The 24,913-nt window shown below is 68.0% G+C and carries 22 protein-coding genes and 8 pseudogenes; 14 read left to right on the top strand and 16 right to left on the bottom strand.

Annotation, left to right across the window (positions count from 1 at the left end):
• Positions 1 to 228 precede the first annotated feature (228 nt).
• Positions 229 to 1,053, bottom strand: a complete 825-nt coding sequence (locus tag ACZ4RZ_RS42375; protein ID WP_467752940.1) for a helix-turn-helix domain-containing protein — start codon at positions 1,051 to 1,053, stop codon at positions 229 to 231.
• Between the two features lie 62 nt (positions 1,054 to 1,115).
• Positions 1,116 to 1,490, bottom strand: coding sequence for a transposase (locus ACZ4RZ_RS42370; protein WP_467752939.1), 375 nt, complete (start codon positions 1,488 to 1,490; stop codon positions 1,116 to 1,118).
• 472 nt (positions 1,491 to 1,962) lie between these two features.
• On the opposite strand from ACZ4RZ_RS42370, the pseudogene ACZ4RZ_RS42365 reads away from it, so the two are divergent.
• Positions 1,963 to 2,427 (top strand): annotated as a pseudogene (locus ACZ4RZ_RS42365) (NADP-dependent oxidoreductase); the annotation flags it as partial.
• 493 nt (positions 2,428 to 2,920) lie between these two features.
• On the opposite strand, the gene ACZ4RZ_RS42360 reads toward ACZ4RZ_RS42365, so the two are convergent.
• Entirely contained in the window at positions 2,921 to 3,130 is a 210-nt protein-coding gene (locus ACZ4RZ_RS42360) for a hypothetical protein (protein ID WP_467752892.1), read from the bottom strand.
• A 218-nt stretch (positions 3,131 to 3,348) separates the two neighbouring features.
• Here ACZ4RZ_RS42360 and ACZ4RZ_RS42355 point away from each other — a divergent pair, with 218 nt between their 5' ends.
• Complete coding sequence (locus ACZ4RZ_RS42355) at positions 3,349 to 3,510, top strand: hypothetical protein (RefSeq protein ID WP_467752891.1); 162 nt, start codon at positions 3,349 to 3,351, stop codon at positions 3,508 to 3,510.
• A 59-nt stretch (positions 3,511 to 3,569) separates the two neighbouring features.
• Positions 3,570 to 3,826: pseudogene (locus tag ACZ4RZ_RS42350) on the top strand (IS982 family transposase); the annotation flags it as partial.
• Between the two features lie 61 nt (positions 3,827 to 3,887).
• Here ACZ4RZ_RS42350 and ACZ4RZ_RS42345 read toward each other — a convergent pair.
• Positions 3,888 to 4,793 (bottom strand): alpha/beta fold hydrolase, encoded by a 906-nt coding sequence (locus ACZ4RZ_RS42345; RefSeq protein ID WP_467752890.1) that lies wholly within the window; start codon positions 4,791 to 4,793, stop codon positions 3,888 to 3,890.
• A 505-nt stretch (positions 4,794 to 5,298) separates the two neighbouring features.
• Here ACZ4RZ_RS42345 and ACZ4RZ_RS42340 point away from each other — a divergent pair.
• Positions 5,299 to 5,505 carry a hypothetical protein gene (locus ACZ4RZ_RS42340; RefSeq protein WP_467752889.1) on the top strand — a complete coding sequence of 69 codons (207 nt, stop codon included), beginning with the start codon at positions 5,299 to 5,301 and terminating at the stop codon, positions 5,503 to 5,505.
• Between the two features lie 77 nt (positions 5,506 to 5,582).
• Here the strand turns inward: ACZ4RZ_RS42340 and ACZ4RZ_RS42335 are convergent, their stop codons facing one another.
• From ACZ4RZ_RS42335 to ACZ4RZ_RS42325, 3 genes are read right to left on the bottom strand one after another with little or no spacing between them, the layout of a single operon-like run.
• Positions 5,583 to 6,524: an NmrA/HSCARG family protein gene (locus ACZ4RZ_RS42335; protein WP_467752888.1), complete on the bottom strand. Its 942-nt coding sequence runs from the start codon at positions 6,522 to 6,524 to the stop codon at positions 5,583 to 5,585.
• Between the two features lie 26 nt (positions 6,525 to 6,550).
• Positions 6,551 to 7,615, bottom strand: coding sequence for an alkene reductase (locus tag ACZ4RZ_RS42330; protein ID WP_356950873.1), 1,065 nt, complete (start codon positions 7,613 to 7,615; stop codon positions 6,551 to 6,553).
• A 42-nt stretch (positions 7,616 to 7,657) separates the two neighbouring features.
• Entirely contained in the window at positions 7,658 to 8,599 is a 942-nt protein-coding gene (locus ACZ4RZ_RS42325) for an alpha/beta hydrolase (protein WP_467752887.1), read from the bottom strand.
• A 44-nt stretch (positions 8,600 to 8,643) separates the two neighbouring features.
• On the opposite strand from ACZ4RZ_RS42325, the gene ACZ4RZ_RS42320 reads away from it, so the two are divergent.
• Positions 8,644 to 8,772, top strand: a complete 129-nt coding sequence (locus ACZ4RZ_RS42320) for a hypothetical protein (protein ID WP_467752886.1) — start codon at positions 8,644 to 8,646, stop codon at positions 8,770 to 8,772.
• 602 nt (positions 8,773 to 9,374) lie between these two features.
• Here the strand turns inward: ACZ4RZ_RS42320 and ACZ4RZ_RS42315 are convergent.
• From ACZ4RZ_RS42315 to ACZ4RZ_RS42305, 3 genes and pseudogenes are all read right to left on the bottom strand, one after another.
• Positions 9,375 to 11,111 carry an ABC transporter substrate-binding protein gene (locus ACZ4RZ_RS42315; RefSeq protein WP_467752885.1) on the bottom strand — a complete coding sequence of 579 codons (1,737 nt, stop codon included), beginning with the start codon at positions 11,109 to 11,111 and terminating at the stop codon, positions 9,375 to 9,377.
• Between the two features lie 267 nt (positions 11,112 to 11,378).
• Positions 11,379 to 12,539: an XdhC family protein gene (locus ACZ4RZ_RS42310; protein WP_467752884.1), complete on the bottom strand. Its 1,161-nt coding sequence runs from the start codon at positions 12,537 to 12,539 to the stop codon at positions 11,379 to 11,381.
• A pseudogene (locus ACZ4RZ_RS42305) lies at positions 12,532 to 13,023 on the bottom strand (molybdopterin cofactor-binding domain-containing protein); the annotation flags it as partial. The pseudogene ACZ4RZ_RS42305 and the gene ACZ4RZ_RS42310, both read right to left, overlap by 8 nt.
• 1 nt (position 13,024) lies before the next feature.
• Here ACZ4RZ_RS42305 and ACZ4RZ_RS42300 point away from each other — a divergent pair.
• Positions 13,025 to 13,201: pseudogene (locus tag ACZ4RZ_RS42300) on the top strand (ISAzo13 family transposase); the annotation flags it as partial.
• Positions 13,202 to 13,214: 13 nt separating this feature from the next.
• On the opposite strand, the gene ACZ4RZ_RS42295 reads toward ACZ4RZ_RS42300, so the two are convergent.
• The gene (locus ACZ4RZ_RS42295) at positions 13,215 to 14,039 is read right to left on the bottom strand and encodes a helix-turn-helix domain-containing protein (protein WP_467752883.1); all 825 of its coding nucleotides are present in this window, start codon (positions 14,037 to 14,039) and stop codon (positions 13,215 to 13,217) included.
• Between the two features lie 523 nt (positions 14,040 to 14,562).
• Between ACZ4RZ_RS42295 and ACZ4RZ_RS42290 the strand changes: the two are divergent.
• Positions 14,563 to 14,775: pseudogene (locus ACZ4RZ_RS42290) on the top strand (transposase); the annotation flags it as partial.
• Between the two features lie 84 nt (positions 14,776 to 14,859).
• Positions 14,860 to 16,395, top strand: a pseudogene (locus ACZ4RZ_RS42285) (ISL3 family transposase).
• A 13-nt stretch (positions 16,396 to 16,408) separates the two neighbouring features.
• On the opposite strand, the gene ACZ4RZ_RS42280 reads toward ACZ4RZ_RS42285, so the two are convergent.
• The 4 genes from ACZ4RZ_RS42280 to ACZ4RZ_RS42265 all read right to left on the bottom strand — a co-directional run bounded on the left by ACZ4RZ_RS42280 (position 16,409) and on the right by ACZ4RZ_RS42265 (position 19,729).
• Positions 16,409 to 16,681: a hypothetical protein gene (locus ACZ4RZ_RS42280; RefSeq protein ID WP_467752882.1), complete on the bottom strand. Its 273-nt coding sequence runs from the start codon at positions 16,679 to 16,681 to the stop codon at positions 16,409 to 16,411.
• Positions 16,674 to 16,889 carry a helix-turn-helix domain-containing protein gene (locus ACZ4RZ_RS42275; protein WP_467752938.1) on the bottom strand — a complete coding sequence of 72 codons (216 nt, stop codon included), beginning with the start codon at positions 16,887 to 16,889 and terminating at the stop codon, positions 16,674 to 16,676. Before ACZ4RZ_RS42275 ends, ACZ4RZ_RS42280 begins: the two co-directional genes overlap by 8 nt.
• Before the next feature lie 340 nt (positions 16,890 to 17,229).
• Complete coding sequence (locus tag ACZ4RZ_RS42270; RefSeq protein WP_467752881.1) at positions 17,230 to 18,273, bottom strand: alpha/beta hydrolase; 1,044 nt, start codon at positions 18,271 to 18,273, stop codon at positions 17,230 to 17,232.
• A gap of 571 nt (positions 18,274 to 18,844) precedes the next feature.
• Positions 18,845 to 19,729 (bottom strand): aldo/keto reductase family oxidoreductase, encoded by an 885-nt coding sequence (locus ACZ4RZ_RS42265; RefSeq protein ID WP_467752880.1) that lies wholly within the window; start codon positions 19,727 to 19,729, stop codon positions 18,845 to 18,847.
• A gap of 93 nt (positions 19,730 to 19,822) precedes the next feature.
• Between ACZ4RZ_RS42265 and ACZ4RZ_RS42260 the strand changes: the two genes are divergently transcribed.
• The gene (locus ACZ4RZ_RS42260) at positions 19,823 to 20,686 is read left to right on the top strand and encodes a LysR family transcriptional regulator (protein WP_467752879.1); all 864 of its coding nucleotides are present in this window, start codon (positions 19,823 to 19,825) and stop codon (positions 20,684 to 20,686) included.
• A gap of 163 nt (positions 20,687 to 20,849) precedes the next feature.
• Here ACZ4RZ_RS42260 and ACZ4RZ_RS42255 read toward each other — a convergent pair whose 3' ends face one another.
• Positions 20,850 to 21,467, bottom strand: coding sequence for a TetR/AcrR family transcriptional regulator (locus ACZ4RZ_RS42255; RefSeq protein ID WP_467752878.1), 618 nt, complete (start codon positions 21,465 to 21,467; stop codon positions 20,850 to 20,852).
• 123 nt (positions 21,468 to 21,590) lie between these two features.
• On the opposite strand from ACZ4RZ_RS42255, the gene ACZ4RZ_RS42250 reads away from it, so the two are divergent.
• The 5 genes and pseudogenes from ACZ4RZ_RS42250 to ACZ4RZ_RS42230 form a co-directional block, all read left to right on the top strand.
• Positions 21,591 to 21,995: a Dabb family protein gene (locus ACZ4RZ_RS42250; RefSeq protein ID WP_467752877.1), complete on the top strand. Its 405-nt coding sequence runs from the start codon at positions 21,591 to 21,593 to the stop codon at positions 21,993 to 21,995.
• A gap of 28 nt (positions 21,996 to 22,023) precedes the next feature.
• A pseudogene (locus ACZ4RZ_RS42245) lies at positions 22,024 to 22,197 on the top strand (NAD-binding protein); the annotation flags it as partial.
• A gap of 188 nt (positions 22,198 to 22,385) precedes the next feature.
• Positions 22,386 to 22,925: a Rossmann-fold NAD(P)-binding domain-containing protein gene (locus tag ACZ4RZ_RS42240; RefSeq protein WP_467752876.1), complete on the top strand. Its 540-nt coding sequence runs from the start codon at positions 22,386 to 22,388 to the stop codon at positions 22,923 to 22,925.
• A gap of 173 nt (positions 22,926 to 23,098) precedes the next feature.
• Positions 23,099 to 24,085 carry a helix-turn-helix domain-containing protein gene (locus ACZ4RZ_RS42235; protein ID WP_467752875.1) on the top strand — a complete coding sequence of 329 codons (987 nt, stop codon included), beginning with the start codon at positions 23,099 to 23,101 and terminating at the stop codon, positions 24,083 to 24,085.
• A gap of 348 nt (positions 24,086 to 24,433) precedes the next feature.
• A pseudogene (locus tag ACZ4RZ_RS42230) lies at positions 24,434 to 24,892 on the top strand (alpha/beta hydrolase family protein); the annotation flags it as partial.
• Positions 24,893 to 24,913: the final 21 nt, after the last annotated feature.

Raw genomic sequence — 24,913 nt, 5'->3', positions numbered from 1 at the left:
GAAGGGTTGAGCTGGTGGCACTGGTTGAGTGGCTGGACACATAGAACGCAGCACCGATGACATGGCTGGCCAAGTGCCTGGATGGGCGCGTGCCCGATCTGGATCTGCGGAGCCTCGGGCCGCCCGCCCGAGAGGGCCTCTCGGGCTTCGATGAAGCTTCAGGTCATAATTTGCCGTATATGAGAATCGGTGCCTTGGATGTGTGCGCCGACCGACAGCCGACGAGGCTTAAGCGCCTACGGCTGCCAGGAGTTGGAGTTTTTCGTAGTCCGTCGAGCCGGGTACGGCGGAGAAGACCAGCAGCTCCTGAACCTGGTCGGGGTCCACCAGCCGCTGGCAGTACAGCTCCAGCTCACCCAACTCCCCATGCAGGTAGCGTTTGAGGTCGTTGTGGTGGGTGACGTCCACCTCGTGCAACTGCCAGAGGTCGGCGAATTCCGGGCTGATCTCCAGCAGTGCCGCGACGATCTCGCCGGCCCTGCCCTGAGGGTCCGCCGTGTACGCCGCCCGGATCTCCACGGTGAAAACCCTGCCCCGCAGGGCGTGGTCCTCGACGGGATAGAGCTCGCGTTGCGCTGGGTCGGTGAACCAGCGGTAGACCAGGTAGCGGGACAGTCCGCTGAACCGGGTGTAATCGCCCAGCAGGGCAACCGCCGGGCGGGTCTGCAGCAGCGTTCCACCGAAGCGGGACATCACTAAAGCGGGTGTGTCCGAAAGCCGTTGCACGATGCGCATCATGGTCGGGCTCACGTGATCTTCGCGCAGTACCCGCCGCGGCGCAGGGTGCCCGGCGAGGTCGAAGAGGTAGTCCCGCTCACTGAGGCTGAGATGCAGCCCCCGGGCGAGTGCGGCGAGCACAAGCTCGGACGGCATCGGGCCACGCTGCTGCTCGATCCGGCTGTAGTAATCAACCGACATGCCGGCCAGCGCTGCCACCTCCTCACGCCTCAGCCCGCCGGTACGACGCCGCGAGCCGCGGGGAAGCCCGACATCCTCCGGTTGCAACACCTCCCGGCGTGCCCGGAGAAAGTCGGCCAACAATGCCCGGTCCATCTCAACCTCCCGTGTCGACAGATCAAGCATCGCGTGAACCACAACCCAGATGAAGGCCGTACTTATCCACGGACAAGTTGTCCGTGGCAAACCACGCGATGGGGAGGGCTGAGTGGCTTGTCGTCACACAACGTCTTCTTGCACAGAGCGGCGTTCTCCGTCTCCAATGGTGTCGGCGGCTGGGTCGGTACCTCCGCCCGGCGTCCCCGCGGCCGGCTCGCGCCGGTTGCCCGGACCCACTTCCGCAAGGTCTCGGGGTTGATTCCCACATCGGCAGTGACCTGCCGGATCGTCGCCTCGGGCCGCGACCTGTACAGCGCGACAGCGTCCGCCTTGAACTGCGGCGGGTAGTTTGTTCTTGATGACCACGAGATGTCCGTCCTCGGATCCTCAGGATGCAGTGTCTCGTATGTCAAGGAGCAAGGAGCAAGGCCCACCTCACGACCACGCCGCACAGATTAAAGATCAAGTTAAGGTGATCCGGCTGCGGGCAAGGCCTTTCCCGATGCGCCGCGCCGGCCTGGTGGATGCGGAAGAACGCGGAAGGGAGATCGCGGTCGTCTCCCAGAGACACCGCGCTGATACCTGCGGTAGCTCTCCACCCTCCCGGAGTGCCTCCGCAATCTCCCTGCTGTGACCCGCCAGGTGCTTGACGGTCCCGACCAGAACCCCGAGAACGCCGGCCCCGTACAGGCCGTTTATCCCGACCAAAGATGAAGGTGTCGCCGGAATCCCATCTGGTGTCGCAAATGTACACGCCTTCCTCGCACGGCCGTTCCTACTGTTGGCTGTACTTCAACTGTCAACGATCAACCGCCTGCGGGTGCACCCGGCGCCACAGAGACCATGCCTTGCTCAGCATGCGGAGCAAGGCCACCGCGACCTCTCGGGCGAAAGCAGAAAAGACACATGAAGGCAGTGCGTTTCCATCAGTACGGTGACCCGGATGTCCTGCGTTACGAGGATGTGGATCAGCCGGTTCCCGGCACCGGGCAGGTGCGGGTCCGTGTCGCGGCAACGTCATTCAACCCGGCTGACGCCAACATCCGCGCTGGCCTCATGCTGAAGGCCATCCCTGTGACGCTGCCCCATACACCCGGCATTGACGTCGCCGGAACCGTCGACGCGCTCGGCGCGGGCGTGACTGGCTTCCAGGTCGGTGACCAGGTCGTCGGTTTCCTGCCAATGGCGAGGGCTGGCGCCGCCGCAGAGTACGTCTTGGCACCGGCCGAGATCCTCGCGACGGCGCCGAAGAGCGTCCCGCTGGCCGACGCCGCAGCGCTGCCACTGGTGGGCCTGACCGCCTGGCAGGCGCTGTTCGACCACGGCAAGCTGACGGCCGGGCAGCGCGTGCTGATCAACGGTGCGGGCGGAAGGTCGGATCCACGTGGCTGGACGAGAGCACACTGGCTGATCTGGAGAGCATGACAGCCGACATGACAGCCGACTCGCCTGCGGCGAACCCGTTCATGTCAGTCGCCTCCATTGTCACCGGTCCGCGGCAACGACCCCCCGGACTGATCGTCACGTAACGGACCGGCAGGCACCCTGCTCCTTGAAGCGCGGCTTCATGCCCGGAGAAGAACAGACCGACGGAGAGACGGACATGGACGAGCGAGCGGCAATCCCGGACGAAGAGACTGAACCGGAGGAGTCGAAGGAGGCAATCAGGGCCGCGCTTTGGGAGGCCTGGACGGCAGGGGGGCGGGCGGAAGGGACGGACAGGAAGCGGGGCCCCGTCGCGTCCGGCGCCATGGACCATTGCCCAGTCTTTTCCGAGTAAGGCTGGGCCCCCGGCGCCGATGCATGGCCACTGGGCTCCCGACTCACGGAGGCAGAAAGGGCGGATCCCTCAGACAGGTCGGGATCAGGCGAACGCCGCCTCGATCTGCCGGCCGAGCGCCGCGAAAGCGGCAGGAGCGTCGACGGCGGCGAGAGTTGCGTAGTCGATGAGCGCGGCCCGAGCCGCCTCGGCCCGGGTCGTGTGCCCCGCAGTCGGCTCCGCGCCCTGGGCCCCTTCGCGGTCCCTCGCGTACAGGCCCGCCAGCTGGTCGCGCAGCGAAGCGCGTCGGGACACGGCAACGGCCGCCAGTTTTCCCGGAAGTCGACGCCTCGGCCCAGATCTGAACGACCAGGCGTGCGTGGTCCGCGGACACGCCGGGCGGCGTCACATAGGACATCAAGCGGCGCAGCAGGTCTCCCGGTGTCTCGTCTGCGGGAAAATCGCCGCCTTCCGTGCCGTCCCGCCCGCTCACGATCTCGGCCACTAGCGCTGCCTTGCCGCTGGAGGAACAGATGGCGGAGACCCAGCGGCGTACCGGGCTCCATCCCAGCCAGCCCAGGCCAGCTGCTGTCGAGATGTTCGCCGGCACCAGGGTTGACCTCACCTACGACGAGGCACTGCGCGAGGCGACCGCTTTCCGGCCGGAACTGATCGTGTGTGAACCGTTCGACTAGATGATCGATCCCAAGGGATCGGCCGCGCCGCATGAGGCGAGGGAGCCCAAAGTGCGGCTGTGACGCCAGACTTGGATTCCCTCGCCACCGCACTGTACGTGAAGACCGACGACGTTCTGAAGGCATCGCCGCATCTCGCGCCGGGGTGACCGGCTGTCGGGAGCACCCCCAAACTCACGGATGCCGAGCTGGTCACCCTCGCGGTGATGCAGGCCCTGCTCGGGTTCACCTCCGAGGCGAAGTGGCTCCGCCACGCCCGCGCTCACCTGCGGCATCTGTCCCATACTTGCCCCCGCAGCCTGCACGCGAAGCTCGTGGCGGAGGTGAGCGAAAGAATCGTCTACCAGGAGCTTCGCCGTTGTGCAGTGACTGCCCGACTACCGGTGAGCACCGCCAGCCTGGCGGGGCGGGGTAGCCAGGAAGGCGAGCAGCTCGCGGGCGAAGGCCTCGGGGCGTTCCTCGGGCACGAAGTGGCCACTGCCCGCGATCACCGCACCGGTCAGGTGCGGCGCGGCCGTGTCCAGGCTGTCGGCGAGTCGGGCGCCTGAGCTGTGCTCGCCGCCGACGGCGAGTACGGGCATGGGAAGGGTTGCTCCGGTTTCGCGCCAAGCCCGGTTGACGCGGCCGTCCTCAAGGAGGGTGCGGTAGTGCGCGAAGCCGGCGCGCAGTGCCTCGTATCCGCGGTAGGAGGAGGCGACGGTGTCGACCTCTTCCGGCGGGAAGGTTCCGGGTACCGCGGACAACCAGTTGAACCACCAGGTAAGGAAGTCGCTCTCCCGACCTTCGAGGAGCAGCTCGGGCAGTTCTTCGGTCATGAAGAGGCCGAAGTGGAACAGACCGCCGGAGGCCACGTCCATCGCCTGCTCCAGGCCGAAGCCGGGTAGGGCGAGTTCGACGAGGACGAGGTGTTCGACTTCCTCGGGGTGGCGGCGGGCGTAGGCGAAGGCCACCATGCCACCGATGTCGTGCCCGACGACGCGTACGCCGCCGTGGATGCCGAGCTGTGCGAGGAGTTCGCGCATGTCCTCTGCCTGTGTGTCCTTGTCGTATCCGCTCGGGGGACGGTCGGAGGCACCCATGCCGCGCAGGTCGGGAGCGACGACGCGGTAACCGTGCGCGGCGAGGGCCGGCATGAGGTGTCGCCAGGCCCGCCATGTCTGGGGCCAGCCGTGCAGAAGGAGTACGGGTGCACCGGTCCCGCCGACCACGGCATGCAGCCGGGTGCCGTTCGCAGTGACGGTGATGCTCTCGAATCCGTCGGGGAGGGGCGTTTCGTCGCTCATGGGATCACCTGGGGCTGGGTCGAGGAGAACGACCAGGAACGTCTGTCCGTGACGGCCGGCGGAGCCGGCGGCGAGCTGGGCCAGTACCTGGTCGGTGGAGGTGACGCGGGCTCCGTGCGCGCGGCGACGCGGCGGATGCGGGCATCGTTGGGTGGTCGGCGTTGTGGAGGGTGGGGTGGGCAGGGGCAGTTCACCGTGCCGCCCTTGTGGCCGGTGAGAAGCAAGACGCTGCGCTGGGGAGGGAAGGACCGTGACGGGTACAGCCGGTGCCGTTGTGCCAGGGGGTGCTGCCCGGCCCGAGCGCACGCAGTGGTCAGGTCTTGCGTGCGAGGGCTTCGCGGACTGCGGGTACGACTTCGGCGGCAAACGCGCTGATCTGTCGGGTGTGGTCTCGTTCGGGCCAGATGACGAAACCGTTCATCCCGACGGCAGGATGTCGCCCCGGGTCTTGCCGGCGGGCACGCGGGCCGTCCGGGTTTCCGGGTCGGCGCGGACGGGTGCGTTGATGAGCGGACGCAGCACCAGCGAGCCGTTCAGCGCGGCAGTCCGGCCCATCGCGTGGCCGGTGGTGTTCAGCAACAGCAGCAGCAGCAGCGGCCGGCCCGCCCGGCGTGCGGCGGCGCGGACGACGTCGTCGATCGAGCGGGCGGTGAACGCCCCGGCCGGATCGACCGGTGCCGCGAGCTGGAAGGAGGCGCCCGCTTCCGCGTAGCCGGGGGTTCCGGGTGGACTGAACAGGCTGCTGCCGTCGCTGGTCGTGAATACTCCTCTGAGTCGCCGAGCAGCCGGTCAGGCTTCGAGTTCGGCACGATGTGCGGCCAGGAAGTCCGTCAGGCTCAACGGATCCGGGTTGAACACGCGCGTCGCTTCGCGCTCACGCAGGCCGCGGTAGGACCCGGAGAACTCGGCGTAGTACTGGAACATGTTTCCCAGCTCGTCGGCGCCGGGGAAGCCGAGGCCGCGGAACTGGTCGTGGCTGGGCGGGCGGTAGGCCACCGGCTCACCGAGCACCGTGCTCAGCGCTGCCGCCATCTGCTCGCCGGTCAGGTGCTCGCCGGCCACGGGGACGGTGGCGCCGATCGTCTCCGACGGCCGCCGCAGCACGCGCAGCACCGCCTGGCCGATGTCGTCGGAGGCGATGCCCGCGACGGCCGTGTCACCGAGGGGGAGGTGCAAGGCGAGCGTTCCGTCGGGGTCGCGTTGCGGTCTGGCGAGGGTGAGCAGGTTGTCCCAGAAGAAGGACAGCAACAGGTACGTCGTGGGCAGACCCGACTTGGCGAACAGAGCGTCGGCGGCCCCGCCCTTCACGTCGAAGTGCGGCACCCGGTAACCGTCGCCGATGAACGGCATCCGGTCGTCGTCGGCCGCGATCGCCTCCCGCGTGTCCTCCAGCGACGACCAGATGACATGCCGCAGACCGGCTGCCTGGGCCGCGCTGATGAGGTTCTCGACCTCGGCCAGTTCCCGCGCGGGTGAACGGTGCTCCCAGTACGGCGTGACGAGGAACGCGCCGTACGCCCCGTCGAACGCCCGGCGCAGGCTGCCCTCGTCGGTGAGGCTCGCCTCCACCACATGGGCGCCGAGGCCCGCCAGGATCTGTGCCTTCGGCGACGCGGCGTCGCGCGTCACCGCCCGTACGGTGAAGGCGCCGTCGGCCAGCAGCGCACGCGCGACCGCACCTCCCTGGGTGCCGGTCGCACCGAGGACCGTGACCACGTTGTCGTGGGACATCGGAATTCTCCTGTCGGAAGTGCTTGTCAGACCAACGTCGCGGCGAGGGTGGGGTAGTCGGTGTAGCCGTGGTGGTCGCCGCCGTAGAAGGTGGCCGGGTCGGCCTGGTTGAGCGGTGCGCCGGAGCGGATGCGGGCCGGGAGGTCGGGGTTGGCCAGTGCCGTGGTGCCGACCGTGATGACGTCGGCCAGGCCGGCGTCGAGGTCGGCGACGCGCGTGTCGATGTCGGTTCCCGCGCGGTTGAGGAGCAGGGCCGTCGGCCACAGCTGGCGCAGCTCGCGCAGGAGTTCCTCGTCGCCGCCGTGGATCAGGTGGAGGTAGGCGAGGTTCAGTGGTGCCAGGGCCGTGACGAGTGCCGGGTACAGGTCGCCGGTGTCGTGTTCGGCGATGTCGTTGAAGGGGTTGCCCGGGGAGAGGCGCAGACCGGTGCGTTCGGCGCCGATCTCGTCGGCCACCGCGGAGGCGACCTCGACCGCGAAACGGATGCGGTTTTCGAGCGGGCCGCCGTAGCGGTCGGTGCGCTGGTTGGTGTTGCCGGCGAGGAACTGGTGGACGAGGTAGCCGTTGGCACCGTGGATCTCGACGCCATCGAAGCCGGCTGCGATGGCGGCCGAGGCCGCGTGGCGGAATTCGTCGACCACGTCGGCGACTTCCTCGGTGGCCAGGGCCCGGGGGATGGGCATGTCCTGCAGGCCGGAGGCGGTGAACATCGCGCCCTTGGGCTGGATGGCCGAAGGGGCGACGGACCGGCGGTGGTGGGGGGTGTTGTCGGGGTGGGAGATACGGCCGGTGTGCATGAGCTGGACGACGATGCGCCCGCCGGCGGCGTGCACGGCGCTGGTGATCTCCTGCCAGCCGGCGATGTGTGCCTCGGTGTAGATGCCGGGGGTCAGCAGGTAGCCCTGGCCGTCGGCGGAGGGCTGGGTGCCTTCGGTGATGATGAGGGCCATCGACGCGCGCTGACGGTAGTACGCGCGGTTGAGGTCGGTGGGGACGCCGTCCGGGCGGGAGCGGTCACGCGTCATCGGAGCCATGGCGAGGCGGTGCGGCAGCTCGATGGCGCCGACAGTGATGGGGGTCCAGAGAGTCATTGCATTCTCTTTCCGTGCAGTGGATGGCTCGGTGGTCGCGGCTCAGATCGACTTCAGCACCCGGACGCGGTCGGCGATGGCACGCCGAGCGACGTCGGAGGTGAAGGCGAGGGAGTCGAACTCGTGCGGGACGCCGGGGTGCAGGTGGAATTCGACGGGTACGCCGGCGCGGCTGAGCTTGGTGGCGTAGGCGGTGTCCTCGTCGCGGAACAGGTCGAGCTGGCCGACCTCGATGTAGGCCGGCGGCAGGCCGGTGGCTTCTTCGAGCCGGGCCGGGGCCGCCGTGGCCGGGACGTCGGACCCTCCGACGGCGTCGCCGAGGAAAGTCCGCCATCCGGTGACAAGGTCGCCGTAGTTGTAGATGAAGGGCGCAGCATGGGGGTCGGGGGCGCCGGTGCGGTCGTCGAGCATCGGCATGATGAGGATCTGGCGGGCGATCTTCGGGCCGCCGCGCTCTCGCGTCAGGATTGCCACGGCCGCGGCCAGGCCGCCGCCGGCGCTGTCACCCATCACGCCGATCCGGCCGGGGTCGACGCCGAGCTCCGCGGCGTGCTCGTGCAACCAGCGCAGCGCCGCGTAGCCGTCTTCGAGCGGGGTCGGGAAGGGGTGCTCGGGGGCGCGGCGGTACTCGACCGACAGCATCGGCACGCCGCTGGCGGAGACGTAGCGGGCGAGAGTGCCGTCGAAGTGGCCGATGTGGCCGAAGAAATATCCGCCACCGTGGAAGTACACCACCGCCGGACCCGGGGTCGCGCCCTCCTTGGTGTACCAGCGCATCTGGATCCGGGCGCCGTCGTCTGCGGTGGCGTAGCTGTCGCTCATCCGGACGTCTTCGGGGAAGGGCTGGGCGGTGCTGGAGGCAGCGAGGATCGGCTCCCAAAAGGCTCGCCGCCCCTCGACGTCGTCACGCGGGGGCCGGAATGCGTCAGGCCCGCCCATCTGGGCCAGGACGTCGGCTACTTCCGGGTCGAATTCGAGTGTCATGATCTCGGCCTTTCGCTGCGTGGGGTGAGTGACAGAACGGGCTGATGGTGGCCGAGCAGTCGCGGGCCAATCTCCGCCAGCGGCACTCGCTGCGCCACATCAACGCGCAGCTCACCGGAGTCGATCAGCGCCACCAGCCGCGACAGCTGCTCGGCGTCGCCGCGTTCGACTGATCAAGCATGTCGTCGACCGGAATCCGGATGAAGGTCCTGCTTAACCCCGGACAAGTTGTCCGTGGTTAAACATGCGATGCGGCAGAGATGGACAGTGGACGGCGAGACAGCGGACCACCCAGCGCCGCGGCATCCGGGAAGCCCGACGGGCTACTTCCGCACGGCGGTCAGGAGCTGGAGTTCGGCCTTGGGGCAAGGCCCCGGACCGAGCTGACCCAACTCCGCAAGGAAATAGAAACGCCAACAGCCACCGCGGCCTCTGCCCTCGTCACTCCCGACGCGATCCGCCGCCAAAAGTGGCGCTGCACTGCACGAGACGGCTCCGGCCGAGCCGGTGAACGCATTGGCGGTCGCATTACCCGATCCGCTGCCCACTGCCGTCGCGCTCCCGCAGGCGCCTCCGGCATCTTCTGCTTCTGGTCTCGTCCCATCCCATACCTTCGTGATCAAGGTGTTGCGACGACCAGTTGATTCCGCCATGACCACCAGCATCACTGTGGCGGCGAAGAGCCGCCTGATGAGGTAAGCGAGCACTGTTCTCGGCCCCGCCGCGCCGGCCTTCACCTGCCTTTCGTGCCGTGTGGCGGGTGCGCCGGTCGGTGTTACTTCTTCAGGCCGAGGTTCACGAAGTCGTACGTACCGCTGTAGTTGTCGGTCGTGTAGACGTTCGCGAGCCGGTTGGAGCGCCAGGTGATGAACTTCTCGAAGACGAAGGGCATGTAGTAACCGCCCTCCATGACCTTGTGGTTGATCTCCGTGGAGATCTCGGTCTTCTTCGCGTCGTCGAGTTCCTTGACGTAATCGTCGAAGAGGCCGTCGATCTTCTTGTCGTTGATCAGGGCGAAGTTGTTGTTGCCGCTCTCAAGGATGTACTTGCCGCTCCACAGCGGCAGACCGTAGCCCTGGACGGACGGGAAGTCCGGGCCCCAGCCCATGATGATGATGCCGTAGCCCTTCTTCTTCACGTTCGAGGGGCTACCGATGATGCCGGCGCTCTGCGCACCGTCGAACTGGTCGATCTCGACGGTGATGCCGACCTTCTTCAGCGAGGCCTGGAGGGACTCGGCGGTGGCAACCTCGACAGGCTTGTTGTTACGGACCGCGATGGTGGTCTTGAAGCCGTTCGGCTTACCGCAGGCCTTCAGCTCTTCCTTGGCCTTGGCGACGTTGCCGTTCTTGTTCGTCGTGGCCATCTCGTATGGGTCGTACTTCTGGCCCTCGGCGCCCGGGACCGACGGCGGCAGCATGTTGGTACCGATGTCACCACCGGCGACCGGGCCACCACGAGCGGTCTGCAACGACTCGTGGTCGGCGCCGTAGATCACGGCCTTGCGGCAGTGCACGTTGTCGAACGGCTTGACGCTCTGTGGGAAGACCGCGTAGCGGATGTAGCCGGAGACCGGGTTGTCCAGGTTGGCCTTGTGCTGCTTCAGGGCGGTGGTGCGGCCCTGCGGCGACAGCCCGCCGGTCTGGTTGGCGTCCAGGTCGGAGTCGCCGTTGATCAGACGCTGGTCCATGTCATTGGCGTTGGTGAAGAAGGTCAGCGTGATCTTGTCCGGGTACGCCTTGCGGATCTTGTCCGAGGACGCCTTCCACTTCGGGTTGCGGACCAGGGTCAGCGACTTGTTCGGCGTGTACGACTGGAACTTGTACGGGCCGGACGAGAACGGCTTCAGGCCGTACTTCGACTTCGTGTCCTTGTCCTGGCGCACCGGGGCCGCCGAGGTCATGGCGAGCATGTCCTCGAAGTCCGAGTTGGCCTGGGGGAGCTTGAAGATGATGGTCTTGTCGTCCGGGGTCTTGATGGCCTTCAGACCCAGCTTGTCCGCGGACTTGTCCTTGTACGGGCCCTTGTACTCGCCCTTGGGGTCGAGGACGTCCTTCAGGTAGACCGGACCGCCGGACAGCACGTCCTGCGCCCACTGGCGCTCTATGCCGTACTTGACGTCCTTGGAGGTGATGGGCTTGCCATCCTCCCAGGTGATCCCGTCACGCAGCGTGTACGTGTACGTCTTGCCGTCGTCGGTGATCTTCGCCGTGCTGGTGGCGAGGTCAGCAGTGGCCTCGGCGCCCGCGGCACCGGGCTCCGCCTTGCCGGTCACCAGGGTGCGGCTGTAGTAGCGGGAGAAGTTCCACATGAAGCCGTAGTAGCCGCGCGTGGTGTCCCACGAGTCGGCGTCCTGGGCCGCGGCGAACTTCAGCGTGCCGCCCTTCTTGGCGAGGGAGGCCTGAGCGACCTTGTTGTTCGCGGCGTTGAAGCCGGCCGCGTCGTTCTTCGAGCCGTCGTCGTTGTTGCTGCTGCTGCCGCACGCCGCCGTGGACAGCAGTGCAGCGACCACGGCTGCGGCGGCCGCAGCCTGCTTACGCCGCCCTTGGTGCGTTGGGTAATCACTCGGATCCTCCGTGTGTGTAGCGGCCCGTCGACAGATGACGGGCCCTGGGGGTACGGCAGTTCAGCGGGAAAAACCGGCGCTGCACGCACCGGGTCTTCTCCAGGACAACGCCCAGCTCAGCACCCGCACTTGAGACTTCCCCCGGTGCCCCTCCTTCTGTCCCGCGTACGTCTGACGCCGCTCGGCCGCGGTGCAGGAGCTACGAGAAGGAGGTCATCCGGCTGCCGACGTCAGTGCGGTCACCCGACCTGGGCCTTCGGGGCGGTCGTGGTGGATCGGGGTGGGTGCGCCGGTCAGCGGTGTGCCGGACCCGCCCCGGCGCGCCGCGACGATCTCGGCCGCGATCGACAGGGCGGTCTCCTCCGGCGTACGGGCACCCAGGTCGAGGCCGATCGGGGAGTGCAGCCGGGCCAGCTCCTCCTCGGTGACACCCGCTTCGCGCAGCCGCCGGTTGCGGTCCTCGTGGGTGCGGCGCGAGCCCATCGCGCCGACGAACGCGACCGGCAGCCGCAGCGCCTCCTCCAGCAGCGGGACGTCGAACTTGGCGTCATGGGTGAGCACGCAAAGAACCGTGCGGGCGTCGGTCCCGGTGCTGCGCAGATAGCGGTCCGGCCAGTCGACCACGATCTCGTCGGCCTCGGGGAAGCGGGCCCGGGTGGCGAAGACGGAGCGAGCGTCGCAGACGGTCACGTGGTAGCCGAGGAACTTGCCCGTCCGCACGAGCGCCGCCGCGAAGTCGATCGCCCCGAAGACGATCATACGGGGCGGTTCAACAATGGACTCGACGAACAGCGTCACACCGCCCGGGCAGTGTGAGCCGTCCTCTGAGACGTCGACCGTGCCGGTGCGACCGGCGTCCAGCAGCGCGCGGGTCTCGGCGGCCGCGGTCCGGTCCAGCCGCGGATCGCCGCCGAGACCGCCCTCGTACGCCCCGTCGGCGCGGACCAGCAGTGCGCGGCCGAGCAGTTCGTCCGGGCCCCGGACCACGCGGGCGGCCGCGGCCGTCTTCCCACTGGCGGCGGCCGAGAGGGCCGCCTCGAACACCCGCCGGTACGGCGCGTCCCCATGGACCGGGGTGACCAGGACGTCGATCACCCCGCCGCAGGTCAGGCCTACCGCGAAGGCGTCCTCGTCGCTGTAGCCGAACTGTTCCCGTACTACGCGGCCGTCCTGGAGCGCTTGGACGCACAGGTCGTACACAGCGCCCTCCACACAGCCGCCGGAGACCGAGCCGACGGCCGTGCCGTCGGCGTCGACGGCGAGCGCCGCGCCCGGCGGGCGGGGAGCGCTGCCGCCGACGGTCACAACCGTGGCCACGGCGAAGTCACGGCCCTCCGCCACCCACCGGAGCAGTTCGGTTGCGATGTCAAGCATCTCGGCCGGCCATCAGTACACGGTCGGGCCGGATGGGCAGGTGCCGGTGGCGTACGCCGGTCGCGTGCCAGACCGCGTTGGCGATCGCCGCCGCGGCTCCCACGATCCCGATCTCGCCGATGCCCTTGATCCCGACCGGGTCGTCCGGGTCCGGGTCGTCCACCCAGTCCGCCTCGATGACGGGGACGTCCGCGTTCGCGGCGAAGTGGTAGCCCGCGAGGTCCGCGCCGACGTGTCCACCCGCAGCCCGGTCCCTGGCCGCCTCCTCGTGGAGCGCCATGGACAGGCCCCAGACCATGCCGTCGACGAACTGGCTTCGCGCGGTCAGCGGGTTGACGATCCGGCCCGCGGCGAACATCCCGAGCATCCGCCGTACACGGACCTCGCCGGTGGTGACGTCCACGGCGACCTCGGCGAACTGCGCGCCGAAGGAGTACCGCTCCTTGCTCGTCAGCCTGCCGATAGCCTCGGCGGTGCTCGAGCGGCTTTTTTGGCAGCTCTTCAACACCACCGCCATGACCATCAGCCGTGGGGTCAAGGACGTCCGCCCGCTCGTCGAAGCACACGGCATGTGCATTCCTTCCTCAACTGCTCGTTTTCGCACACCAGTCGACATCGCCTTCCTGGACTCAGACAACACCAAGATCAAACCAGCGTGTTGATTCCCGGCAAGCCTTAAGCGCCTACGGCTGCCAGGAGTTGGAGTTTTTCGTAGTCCGGTGAGCCGGGTACGGCGGAGAAGACCAGCAGTTCCTGGGCCTGGTCGGGGTCCACCAGTCGCTGGCAGTACAGCTCCATCTCGCCCAGCTCCGCATGCCGGTAGCGCTTCAGGTCCTGATGGTGGGTGACGTCGACCTCGTGCAACCGCCAGAGTTCGGCGAACTCGGGGCTGACCTCCAGCAGTGCCGCGACGATGTCGCCGGCCCTGCCCTGAGGGTCAGCCGTGTACGCCACCCGGATTTCCACGGTGAAGACCCTGGCCCGCAGGGCGTGATCCTCGACGGGATAGAGATCGCGTTGCGCCGGGTCGGTGAACCAGCGATAGACCAGGTAGCGGGACAGTCCGTTGAACCGGGTGTAATCGCCCAGCAGAGCGACTGCCGGGCGGGTCTGCAGCAGCGTCTCACCGAAGCGGGACATCACCAACGCGGGTGTGTCCGAGAGCCGTTCCACGATGCGCATCATGGTGGGGCTGACGTGATCCTCGCGCAGGACCCGCCGCGGCGCGGGGTGCCCGGCGAGGTCGAAGAGGTAGTCCCGCTCACTCAGGCTGAGATGCAGCCCCCGGGCGAGCGCGGCGAGCACAAGCTCGGACGGCATCGGGCCACGCTGCTGCTCGATCCGACTGTAGTAATCAACCGACATGCCGGCCAGCGCTGCCACCTCCTCACGCCTCAGCCCGCCGGTACGACGCCGCGAGCCGCGGGGAAGCCCGACATCCTCCGGTTGCAACACCTCCCGGCGTGCCCGGAGAAAGTCGGCCAGCAATGCCCGGTCCATCTCAACCTCCGCGAAGGAGACGCATCCAGGTCGCCGTACTGATGGAAACGCACTGCCTTCATGTGTCTTTTCTGCTTTCGCCCGAGAGGTCGCGGTGGCCTTGCCCCGCATGCGGAGCAAGGCATGGTCTCTGTGGCGCCGGGTGCACCCGCAGGCGGTTGATCGTAGACAGTTGAAGTACAGCCAACAGTAGGAACGGCCGTGCGAGGAAGGCTTGTACATTTGCGACACCAGATGGGATTCCGGCGACATCTTCATCGGCGCGGAGGACACATGAGCAGCAGGCCGCGTTTCCTCGGACCGAGCGACCAGGTGGGCACGTTCACCGCCGAGACCGACTCCACCGGAACCGGCCGGGGAACGTGGGAGCCGTTCATCGACACCTGGAACGACCGCATGGGAGACCTCTACCCCCTGCCGGAGTTCAGCGCTTCCACGGTTGACGGCTTCCAGGGAAAAGTACGCTCGGTCACCCTGAACAGCGACCTGCCCAACCGCCCGCGCGCACCGACCTTGACAAGAGAGCTTCGAGTCGGTGAACGCGCGGATCCGCCGGGCGGTCAAGGCCCGCGGGCACTTCCCCAACGAGCAGGCCGCGTTGAAGTGCGTCTACATGGCGATCATGTCGCTCGATCCCACCGGCCAAGATCAGGCCCGCTGGACCATGCGCTGGAAGACCGCACTGAACGCCTTCGACATCACCTTCGATGGCCGCCTCTCAGCCGCCCGTCAGTAACCCCAACTACCCCAGTTACACCGCTCGTTTGGCTCTGTTCCGTAGTCGGTGGTGACGGCTGGTGACGGGCGTCGTTGACGTTGTATGCGAGATATCAACTCCCTTGTGGCAACGGTGTTTTCAGGGCTCTCGGCGCTGGTCATCGAGGATGTGGCGGACGACGGCGAGATGATCCGGGTCTTGGCCCGGACCCGGGATGTTCCGTTTCCCTGCCCGATGTGCGGGGTCCCGACGGGGAAGGTGCACGGATACCACGTCCGGACCGTTGCGGATGTGCCGGTCGATGGCCGCCGGGTCGTGGTCAACGTCCGGGTACGACGTCTGGTCTGCCCGGTCCTGGGCTGTCGGCGGCAGACCTTCCGCGAGCAAGTCCCTGGGCTGATCGAGCGCCTTCAGCGCCGCACCACGCGTCTGACCAGCCAGGTCTCGGGCGTGGTTAAAGAGTTATGCGGCCGGGCGGCTGCCCGGCTCACCCGGTTACTGGCCGTGCCCGTATCGTTCGCCACCGCCCTGCGGGTGCTGCGGGGAATCCCCCCGCCGACGCTGCGGATCCCGAGGGTGATCGGGGTCGATGACTTCGCCCTGCGCCGCCGTCACCGCTACGCCACGATCATCATCGATGCCGAGACCGGAGAACGCGTCGATGTCCTGCCCGACCGCGAAGCCGCCACATTGGAGACTTGGCTGCGCGGGAAGAAAGGGATCGAAGTCGTGTGCCGGGACGGCTCGGCCACCTACGCCGAGGCAATCCGCCGGGCCCTGCCCGACGCGGTGCAGGTCAGCGACCGCTGGCATCTGTGGCGGAACCTGTGCGACAAAGTCCTGGCCGAGGTCCGCGCCCACGCCCCCTGCTGGGCCACCGTCAACCCGCCCCGGCCCGGCGGCGTCCGCGAGCAGACCACCCGCGAGCGCTGGCACAAAGTCCACGCCCTCCTCGACTCCGGCGTCGGCCTGCTCGACTGCTCCCGCAGACTGAACCTCGCCCTGAATACCGTCAAGCGCTACGCCCGCATCCCTGAACCGCCCGCGGATCGCATCGCCCCCCGCTACCGGCCCACCCTTGTCGACCCCTACCGCGACCACCTGCGCCGACGCCGGTCCGACAACCCGGCCGTTCCCGTCACGCACCTCCTGCACGAGATCAGGGAACTGGGCTATACCGGCAGTGCCAACCTGCTGGTCCGCTACCTCAATCAGGGCCGCGCAGAAGGCGACCGCCCCGTGACAACCCCCCGCCGCGTCGCCCGGCTCCTGCTCACCCACCCCGAGCACCTGTGGACCAAGGACACCGACCTGCTCGGCCTCCTCACCGCGGTGTGCCCGGAGATGACCGAACTCGCCCGACTCACCGGCGAGTTCGCCGCGTTCCTGACCCCGGCCCAGGCCAACGACGACAAGCTCACCCAGTGGATCGCCACAGTCCGCACCGCTGGCCTGCCCCACCTGCACAGCTTCTGCAACGGCCTCGAGCTCGACCGCGCCGCCGTGAACGCCGGCCTCACCCTGCCCCACCACAACGGCCGGACCGAGGGCGTCAATACCTGAACCAAGAAGATCATGCGGCAGATGCACGGCCGAGCAGGATTCGACCTCCTCCGTCACCGCATCCTCCTGCAATGAGGAGAACGCACCGTCACCACCGACTACGGAACAGAGCCGCTCGTTTGACAGACCCGTCGTACAGCGGGGTGGTGGACACGTCGTCGGCGGCGAGCAGCAGCGGGGCCCGCGCGATCAGGGCGTCGACGCGCTTGTCGGACAGTGCCCCGACGTCGCGGCAGCTCAGATGCCGGGTGGCGATCTGGGCGTCCGGGTAACGGCGGCGCAGTTCCCGTACGGCGGCGGTGATCACCAGGTCTTCGACGTCGCCGATGACGATTCGTTCGGGCTGGGCTTGTTCACGCACGGCCAGCTCGGCCTGGCCGGCGGCCTGCAGCAGGGCGTGGGCCCGGGGAGCAATGTCTGGTCGGCCGGAGTGAGCCGGGTGCCCTGGGCGTGCGGTCCAGCAGTCGTGTGCCGAGATGCTTCTCGAGCCGTTGGATCTGGCGGCTCAGCGCCGGCTGGGCCACGTGCAGGTCGGCGGCGGCCCGGCCGAAGTGCTGGCGCGTCGCCACCACGACGGTGAAGTAGCGCACCAGCCGGCGGGGTGACCCCTGTCGGGGTTTGGGGGTAGAACCGCTCGTGAAGATCGTCTCCTGACTCCGGTTGGCCGAAAACGCTCAATTTCGGCGTCGTGTCGGCCTCGGACGGTGTATCAGGGGCACCGGTGGGTCCTGCTCACCCAACGCGCATGGGCAACGCAGTTACCTGACCTGACTGGTTGTCAGTTTCTGCGAGGTCAGCGCCCCTCGACCGCCCGCTTACGCTGCTGTCCTTGTCGACACAGCCGACGCAGAAGTGGACGGTGGGCGAACTCCTGTTACCCAGTCTTGCCGGGAGCCGTGCCACGTCCTGTCAGAGCTTGCGGGACAACCATGTGTCGATAGTGTTGGTGGTGCTGTCCGCGTTGCGCTGGAGGGCCAGGTCGTGGCCGGCTCCGGGAATGGCCTTCACGTCGACGTCAGGGCTGGCCGGGTAGGCGGCGGTCTCCGCTTTGAGGGTCTTGTCCAGGTCAGAGGGGTCGAAGTACAGGCCATCGTGCTGGCCCACGAGCGACAGGAGGGGAACGTCGACGCTTTTGCCGTACACGTCGTTGCTCTGCTCGTCTCCGAAGGAAGTGAATTCCCCGATGGTGGCGGTCTGCTTGGCCGCATCGTCGGCCTTGACGGTGCTCAGGTCGGCGTTGAACGGCCAGTAGAGCAGCTGGCGCATGCCGTCCCGGGTGGTGAGGGAGCCGTCCGGTAGCGCACGGTCGGTGAAGGCGGCGTCTTCGGCGGCGGGGTGCATCGCAGCATTGAACAGCAGCTGACCGGCGCCGGCGTGGTGCATGAATCCCGTGACGACGACAGCGTCGACGTCTTTGTAGGTCCCGGCTTCCTGGATGGCGACCACGCTGCCCATGGAGTGGCCGACCAGTGCGACCGGCAGCCCCTCATGGGCGGCCTTCAGCTTGGTGACCAGTTGGTGGATGGTGGCGGAGTGAGTCGTGCCGTTCAGCTCGTCCGCGGCCGGTCTGCTGGACTTGCCGGTTCCCAGGCGGTCCACGGCGACGGTGATCCAGCCGTCCTCAGCCGCCTCGCGGGCCTGCGAGATCCTGCCGCGGTCTGTCATGAGATCGAAATACCTGTGGTCATAGGTGACGCCCGGGATCATCACCTGGATGCCCCGCACGCGGGCGCGGGTCGGCCGGTATTCCACGGCACTCACCGTCTGGTCAGCCGGTCCGCTGCCGGTGAGCGAGACCTTTTCGGTGATCGTGTGGCGGGTGACGCCCGATGCACGCTCGGAGGCGGCCGACGCGTTTTGGGGCGCGACCGTGACGGCGGTGACGAGCAGCGGGGGGGGCGCCGCGCCCACGGTGAGAAGGGCCACTGGGTTTCGGGGCTTGGTCGAGGACATGGAGAATCCTTGCTGTCTTGGCCGAGCGCGGTCTCGGATGAGGCCTCAGCAGGCGTCGCGGCTGATGGCGAGTGGGTTGTTGGTCGAGCCGTAGCTACCGGTAGGCAGGTCGGCCTGTCATCGGAGCGGCCGCGGGAGCGGCCTGGAAGGGGTGGGCGGCGGTCACGTACCGGTACTTGCGGACCGCGTGCGCTGATCTCGGTGCCTGGGGCGATGGCTGGCCACCAGCTTCTGCAATGACACGATCTGTCTTCGTTGACGGGGGGCGTGGTATCGCGGCCCCAGCACGCGAGCGGGCCGACGTCAGCGCTGGTCATCCTGGACTGTTCCGTGGCCTGGGCTCACCACTGGGCCGTCGGCATGCTCGTGGACGCCGGTGCCCTCATCTGCCTCAAGAAGACGGTCGAGAAGGTCCAAACCACGCGTGGAGAGGGCCGGGTGGTGGCGGGCGCCGACCATGCCGGCCGGGACGCGCAACGAAGTCACTGCCGTCCCGGCCGGCGTGGCGTTTCGCGGCTCCCGCTCTGGATCCGCGGCTCGACCTCACCGGGCGGATTCGCCCCGGGCAGGTTCAGCGGCCGATCTTGTCCAGCTCGGCGAGTTCCTCCTCGGAGAGCGAGAGTCCCGCGCCGGTGACGTTCTCGCGCAGGTGGGCCACCGACGAGGTGCCGGGAATGAGCAGGATGTTCGGTGACCGCTGCAGCAGCCAGGCCAGGGCGACCGACATCGGCGTCGCATCCAGCCGGGCGGAGACCGCGGTCAGCGCCGCGGACTGCAGCGGGGTGAAGCCGCCGAGCGGGAAGAACGGAACGTAGGCGATGCCCTTGGCGGCAAGGTCGTCGATCAGTTCGTCATCCTGACGGTAGGCGAGGTTGTATATGTTCTGCACGCACACGATCGGCGCGATCGCCTGCGCCTCGGCGACCTGCTCCGCCGTCGTGTTGCTCACTCCCAGGTGCTGGATCAGGCCCTCCTGCTGGAGTTCGACGAGGGTCTCGAAGGGCTCGGCGAGTGAGCCGGGCCGGGGGCCCTGGGCGTCGCCGAGCCGGAGATTGACCACGTCGAGAGCGTCGACTCCGAGGTCCTCAAGGTTCTGGTGAACGGCGCGGCGCAGATCCTCGGGCCGCCGGGCAGGGGGCCAGCCGCCCTGCTCATCGCGGACCGCGCCGACCTTCGTCACGATGTGCAGCGATGCGGCATAGGGGTGCAGCGCTTCACGGATCAGCTGGTTGGTGACGCGTGGTCCGTAGGCGCCGGAGGTGTCGATGTGGGTGATGCCCAGGGCGGCGGCCTCACGCAGGACCGCGAGCGCGCCGTCGTGATCGGCGGGCATGCCCATGACGCCGGGGCCGGCGAGCTGCATAGCGCCGTACCCGAAGCGGTTAACGGTCAGGTCGCCCAGGGTCCAGGTGCCGCCGGGCAGTGACGGGGAGGGTGTGTTCGTGGTCTCGCTCATGCCGTCGATGGTCACTCCCGGACAGGCGTCGCATCCAATACCGATACGGTGCCCTGTCATACCCAGTGGGTATCACCGAGGTATGCTGGGGTCATGGACACCTTGGAGACCCGCGAGCTGAGGTACTTTCTGGCCGTCGCCGAGGAACTGCACTTCGGCCGTGCCGCCAAGCGCCTCGGCATGGCGCAGCCACCGCTGTCCCGGGCGATTCAGCAGCTCGAGCGGCGCCTCGGCGTCGCCCTACTGCAACGCAACCGCCGCGGCGTCTCCCTGACCGACGCCGGAGAGATGCTGCTGCACGAGGGCCGCGCGGCCCTCGACGCGACCACCGCCGCCGCCCGCCGCACCCGCCGCGCCGGCGGCGCCGACCGTCCGGGCAGCTCCCGCAACCGCCTGGTACTGGCGGTGAAGGCCGGCTCATCCCACGAACTGTTGCACAAGCTCCTCGACGCCTACGCGGTCGAGCCCGACGCCGCCGAGATCGAGGTACTGCCGAGCGGTACGTGCGAACAGGGCGAGATGCTGCGTGACGGCCGCGCCGATGTGGCGCTCATGCACGCGCCGTTCAACTCCCTCACCGGGTTCGACAGCGAGGAACTGACGACCGAAGGGCAGATCGCCATCCTGCCCGCCGGGCACCCCCTCGCCACGCACAGGACACTGTCCCTCGCCGACATCAGCGACATCCCCGATCTTCCGCTCGCCCGCTGGGCCCACGACGGTGCCTACCCACCCGGCCCGGGCCCCGAGATCCACGACCAGACGCAGCTGGCCCAGTTGATCGCCCTCGGTCGCACCGTGGCCGTCTTCCCCGACTCCGCCCGCTCCTGGTTGTGGGCCGAGCACACCGCCGTCCCCCTGACCGACGCGCCCCCCGTCGTCACACACCTCGCCTGGCCCGCGCACAGCCGCTCCCTCGCCCTCGCGGGGCTGATCCGCACAGCCACCCGGCTATGACCGGCCTCGGAGACGCTCGGATGACTCATCACAGCGTCCCCCATTTGCTTTCATGGGACTGTGAAAATTCAATGGCCCTGTTCGGCAGTCGGCAGCGCACCAGGCAGTGGACGCCTTGCCGAACCGTGCGAAACGGCGTGACGTCTCCGCCTAGGGTCTGGCATTAGCTGCTCGCCTGTCGACCGTTCGCCGACGCCTCGGTTCGCCAGCCGAGAAGGATCGCGCGGAGCGCCTGTTCGGCGAGGCGGCGGGCGCGATCGTTGCCTACGTTGCCGAGGTAACTGAGCGACGCGATGCCGTACAGCGTGCCCCAGAGGATCTCGCAGGCCTGGTCCGGATCGGCCAGGACCACGTCGTGTGCAGCCGACCAGGTGGTGAGCAACTCCTTGAGGACGTCGATGGCCGGTTCCGCGACGCGCCGGCGTTCGTCCGCGTCGACGACCGGGTCGTTCATGACCTGGTAGAGGTGGGGGTGCTCGCCGGCGAACCGGACGTACTCCGACGCGATGCGCATCATGCGCCGGTCCGTGTCGGGCTCCTGCGCTGCTTGGCGAAACTCGGTCAGCATCAGGCGGTGGCCGTGCGCGACCAGCTCCAGTACGAGCGCGTCCTTGTTGGCGAAGTGCTGGTAGACGACGGGTGCGGAATATTCGACGTCGGTGGCGATGCGCCGGATCGTCAGAGCCGCGACGCCCTCGGTCTCGAGGACGTGCAGCGCGGCCTCGATGATCCGCTCCCGGGTGTTCGCCCGTTCGCGGGCCCGTCTCGTGCTGATCGACATGGTCCGTCACTTCGTGTCGATGGTGTCCTCGAACAGTAGTCACTGCGCTTGACCGCGCCGACAACGCGCACCACAGTTAACGACGTTAAGAAACCTAACGACGTTAACAACGAGGAGCAGGTCATGATTTACCACATCAACCGGGTCACGATGAAGGCCACCGCGACGCCCGAGCAGATCGAGACGGCGCTGGAGAGCTGGCGCAACCAGGGTCGGTCGAACCCTGCCATCAAGTCCTTCATCGTCGGCCGCGACCACGGCGGCGACTACACGTACAGCTCGGTGTTCGTCGTCGAGGATCTCGACGGGCTTTTCGCCTATCTGACGCACCCGACCACCTATCAGACCGACCGCCTGGGGCTGAACCTGGTCGAACGGCTGGAAATCTTCGACGTCAGTGACGACGACGACCCTGACCTGAACGCCAAGATCCAGGAACTGCACCGGCGCCGCAACGAGCTCAACCCGCAGATCGCCGGCATGCTCGCCGACGTGCCCACCTACATCGGCTCCGGCGTGGACGACTGACCGAGACCCCGGAGAAGGAGAAACCGTCATGGGCAAGCACGTCGTCATCGGCGCCGGTTCCATCGGTACCAACGCCGCCCGTCTGCTCGCCGAGCGAGGCGAGAGCGTCCGGATCGTCACCCGCAGCGGTCCCGGCCCCGAGCACCGGCTGATCGACCGGGTCGCTGCGGACGCGTCCGACCCGTCCCGCCTGACCGAGCTGTCCCGCGGCGCGGAAGTGATCTACCACTGCGCCAATCCACCCTCGTACACGATGTGGGAGTGCCTGTTGCCGCCCCTGCAGACGGCGGCCATCACCGCCGCCACGGCGAACGACGCCGTCCTCGCGCTGACCGGCAGCCTTTACGCCTACGGCCCGCAGCCCGGTGGCCGGATGAACGAACACTCCCCATGGCCGCCGTCGGGCACAAGGGCCGCCTGCGCAGACGCATGTGGGAACAGGCCCTCGCCGCGGGCATCCGCACCGTCGAGGTCCGCGGCTCCGACTACATCGGCAAGGGCGCCAACGGCATCTACTCCCTGCTCATCGAGCCGGCCCTGACGAAGGGGAACGCGGCCTGGATCCCCGGCCACCTTGACATGCCGCACACCTTCACCTTCAACGGCGACATGGCACAGGCCCTCGTCACGCTGGCCTCGGAAGAACGCGCGTGGGGCCGGCCCTGGCACGTGCCGTCTCCGCCGGCCGTCACCATCCGCGAGCTGGCGCGGCGCTACGCCGTCGCGGCGGGCCGGCCACCGGTCAATCTGATCCAGATGCCGCGCTTCGTGATGCGTACGGCCGGGCTGATCGTGCCGATCGCCCGCGAGATGGCCGAGATGGACTACCAGTGGTACGCGCCGTTCCACATGGACGCGACGGAGACAGCCGACACCTTCCGCCTGACCGCCACCGACCTCGACACCGCCGTCCGCAACGAGGTCGGCTGAACTCCCACCGCCACACCGGCAGGCCGACGGCATGGCCGCCGACACCGTGAACGTTCGCGGTCACGGCATGAGGGACTCGGCACGGCAGGCACTTGAACCGCAGCGGCGTCGGGACAGAACATGTACGCCACAAGGAGGCGTCGGAACATCGAACAAGAGGTGGATCACCGGAGATGAACAGCACTGGCTCGCAGACCGACCTGGCGCCCGGGGCGTTCGCCGTGGATTCCAGGGTCCCGGGTGCCGCACCGCGAGGATTCGATGCCTTCCGTCGTGGATGGCAGACGCAGATCGGCGATGTCTTCCCCCTGCCGGCCTTCAGCCCGGCCACGATCGCCGACTTCCGGCTCAAGGGACGCGTCGCCAGGGTGCGCGATGTGGTGATCGCTGATCTCCACATGGCGTCGGCCACCCGGATTGCGGACCCTGCGGGCGGCGATCGGGACCTGGTGGAGATCCACGTATTGCGGCGCGGCGCATGGACGTTGGGCGGCCTGCCCGAGCGCTACGAGCACACCGTATCGGCCGGGCAGTTCCTCCTCCGGCACTTCGGACGGCAGATGCCCTTCGAGACGGCGCCGCACACCACGGCGCAGTTCCTTTTCCTGCCCTCCGCGACGCTCAGACGCCTACTCGGGAACCGGACTGTCATCGGGCCGGCGGACTCGGCCGAGATGCGCCTGCTGATGGCCCACACGAACATGATCCAGAAGACGGCCACCGACCTCGGCCCGGCCGGTGTGCACGCCGCCCACAGCACCCTGATCGAACTGGCCAAGGCCGTGGCGGTGCGCCGCTTCGACGACGTGGAACCACAGCTGGCTCCCGCACTCACCCGGGCCGCGAAGGACCTCGCCAACAGCCACCTCGCCGATCCCGAGCTGTCCCCGACGATGCTGGCGCGCGAGCTCAACGTCTCCGTACGCACCCTGCAGCGGGCGTTCGCCACGGTAGGAGAGTCGGTGACCGCCTACATCCGCCACCGGCGGCTGGAAGAAGCCCGGCTCGCCCTCACATCGCCATCCGGCCGGTGGAGCGTCTCGGAACTGGCCGCCCGCTGGCACTTCGTCGACAGCAGCCACTTCATCCGCGCCTTCAAGAAGCACTACGGCCAAACGCCGACCGAATATGCCCGCTCGACCGGATCGGCCGCACGCTGAACCGACCTGAAGCAGGGCCTGACGCATGAACTGACCGATGACGCCGGGAAGTTGACCGCACTGTATTTACCAAATTTCACCACTCCGCAGAACACCACGAGTTAAAGACCAGCACACTCGAAGACGATCATGGACGAAAACCCCGCCCGCTTCTTCGGACAGTCAAAGTACTACGGAGCGGCTTTGCCATCATGGTCACCATGAGTCAACGAGACCGCTCCCGTCCGCTGGCTGTGCAACACAACTTCAGCGACGATGAAATCGAGCACGGACTCAAAGCTGTCGCCTCTACGCCAGTTTGAGACTTGGCGTTCGCGACGCGTCCCAGCCCAATGAGCACTGTGCATCGTGGTCACGGGTCACTCCGCCGGGGGACACCTCGCGTTGTGGGCGGCGGCCAGGCACCTGCTGCCCGCCGACGCCCCGTGGCGCATCGACCGTCCGGCGCCGCTGCGGGGCGTGGTCGCCCTCGCCCCGATCGCCGACTTCGCGGTGGCGGACAAGCTGGACGTGTGCGCGGGTGGCTGTCGGCAACTGCTGGACGGGGACGAGGGGTTCACCGAACACCGGCCGTACGCCGACCCGGCCCTCCTGCTCCCCACGGGCATCGCGACGACCCTCGTCCAGTGCCGCGCCGACCTGGTCGTCCCGCAGGCGGTCGCCGAGTCCTACGCGGACGCGGCGGCGAAGGCGGGCGAGGTGGTGGGCCTGACGCTCCTGGAGGACGTCGGCCACTCCCCGCTGATCGACCCGGTGGCGGACGCGTGTGCGGTGGTGGGGGAGGAGATCGCGCAATTGGCGTGGTGAGGGTGGCTCCAGTTGGGCACC

The sequence above is a fragment of the Streptomyces sp. NPDC027189 genome, assembly GCF_055566975.1.
This window is presented reverse-complemented; position numbering and strand designations above follow the sequence as displayed.

Bases quoted from the DNA above. Each gene is read 5' to 3' on its own strand.
- ACZ4RZ_RS42235 (WP_467752875.1), top strand. From the start codon at position 23,099: ATGAACAGCACTGGCTCGCAGACCGACCTGGCGCCCGGGGCGTTCGCC.
- ACZ4RZ_RS42340 (WP_467752889.1), top strand. From the start codon at position 5,299: ATGAGCGGACGCAGCACCAGCGAGCCGTTCAGCGCGGCAGTCCGGCCC.
- ACZ4RZ_RS42345 (WP_467752890.1), bottom strand. From the start codon at position 4,793: ATGAGCGACGAAACGCCCCTCCCCGACGGATTCGAGAGCATCACCGTC.
- ACZ4RZ_RS42335 (WP_467752888.1), bottom strand. From the start codon at position 6,524: ATGTCCCACGACAACGTGGTCACGGTCCTCGGTGCGACCGGCACCCAG.
- ACZ4RZ_RS42325 (WP_467752887.1), bottom strand. From the start codon at position 8,599: ATGACACTCGAATTCGACCCGGAAGTAGCCGACGTCCTGGCCCAGATG.
- ACZ4RZ_RS42240 (WP_467752876.1), top strand. From the start codon at position 22,386: ATGGCCGCCGTCGGGCACAAGGGCCGCCTGCGCAGACGCATGTGGGAA.
- ACZ4RZ_RS42355 (WP_467752891.1), top strand. From the start codon at position 3,349: ATGGCGGAGACCCAGCGGCGTACCGGGCTCCATCCCAGCCAGCCCAGG.
- ACZ4RZ_RS42255 (WP_467752878.1), bottom strand. From the start codon at position 21,467: ATGTCGATCAGCACGAGACGGGCCCGCGAACGGGCGAACACCCGGGAG.
- ACZ4RZ_RS42265 (WP_467752880.1), bottom strand. From the start codon at position 19,729: ATGAGCGAGACCACGAACACACCCTCCCCGTCACTGCCCGGCGGCACC.
- ACZ4RZ_RS42330 (WP_356950873.1), bottom strand. From the start codon at position 7,615: ATGACTCTCTGGACCCCCATCACTGTCGGCGCCATCGAGCTGCCGCAC.
- ACZ4RZ_RS42320 (WP_467752886.1), top strand. From the start codon at position 8,644: ATGGTGGCCGAGCAGTCGCGGGCCAATCTCCGCCAGCGGCACTCGCTG.
- ACZ4RZ_RS42270 (WP_467752881.1), bottom strand. From the start codon at position 18,273: ATGTCCTCGACCAAGCCCCGAAACCCAGTGGCCCTTCTCACCGTGGGC.
- ACZ4RZ_RS42295 (WP_467752883.1), bottom strand. From the start codon at position 14,039: ATGGACCGGGCATTGCTGGCCGACTTTCTCCGGGCACGCCGGGAGGTG.
- ACZ4RZ_RS42260 (WP_467752879.1), top strand. From the start codon at position 19,823: ATGGACACCTTGGAGACCCGCGAGCTGAGGTACTTTCTGGCCGTCGCC.
- ACZ4RZ_RS42375 (WP_467752940.1), bottom strand. From the start codon at position 1,053: ATGGACCGGGCATTGTTGGCCGACTTTCTCCGGGCACGCCGGGAGGTG.
- ACZ4RZ_RS42250 (WP_467752877.1), top strand. From the start codon at position 21,591: ATGATTTACCACATCAACCGGGTCACGATGAAGGCCACCGCGACGCCC.
- ACZ4RZ_RS42310 (WP_467752884.1), bottom strand. From the start codon at position 12,539: ATGCTTGACATCGCAACCGAACTGCTCCGGTGGGTGGCGGAGGGCCGT.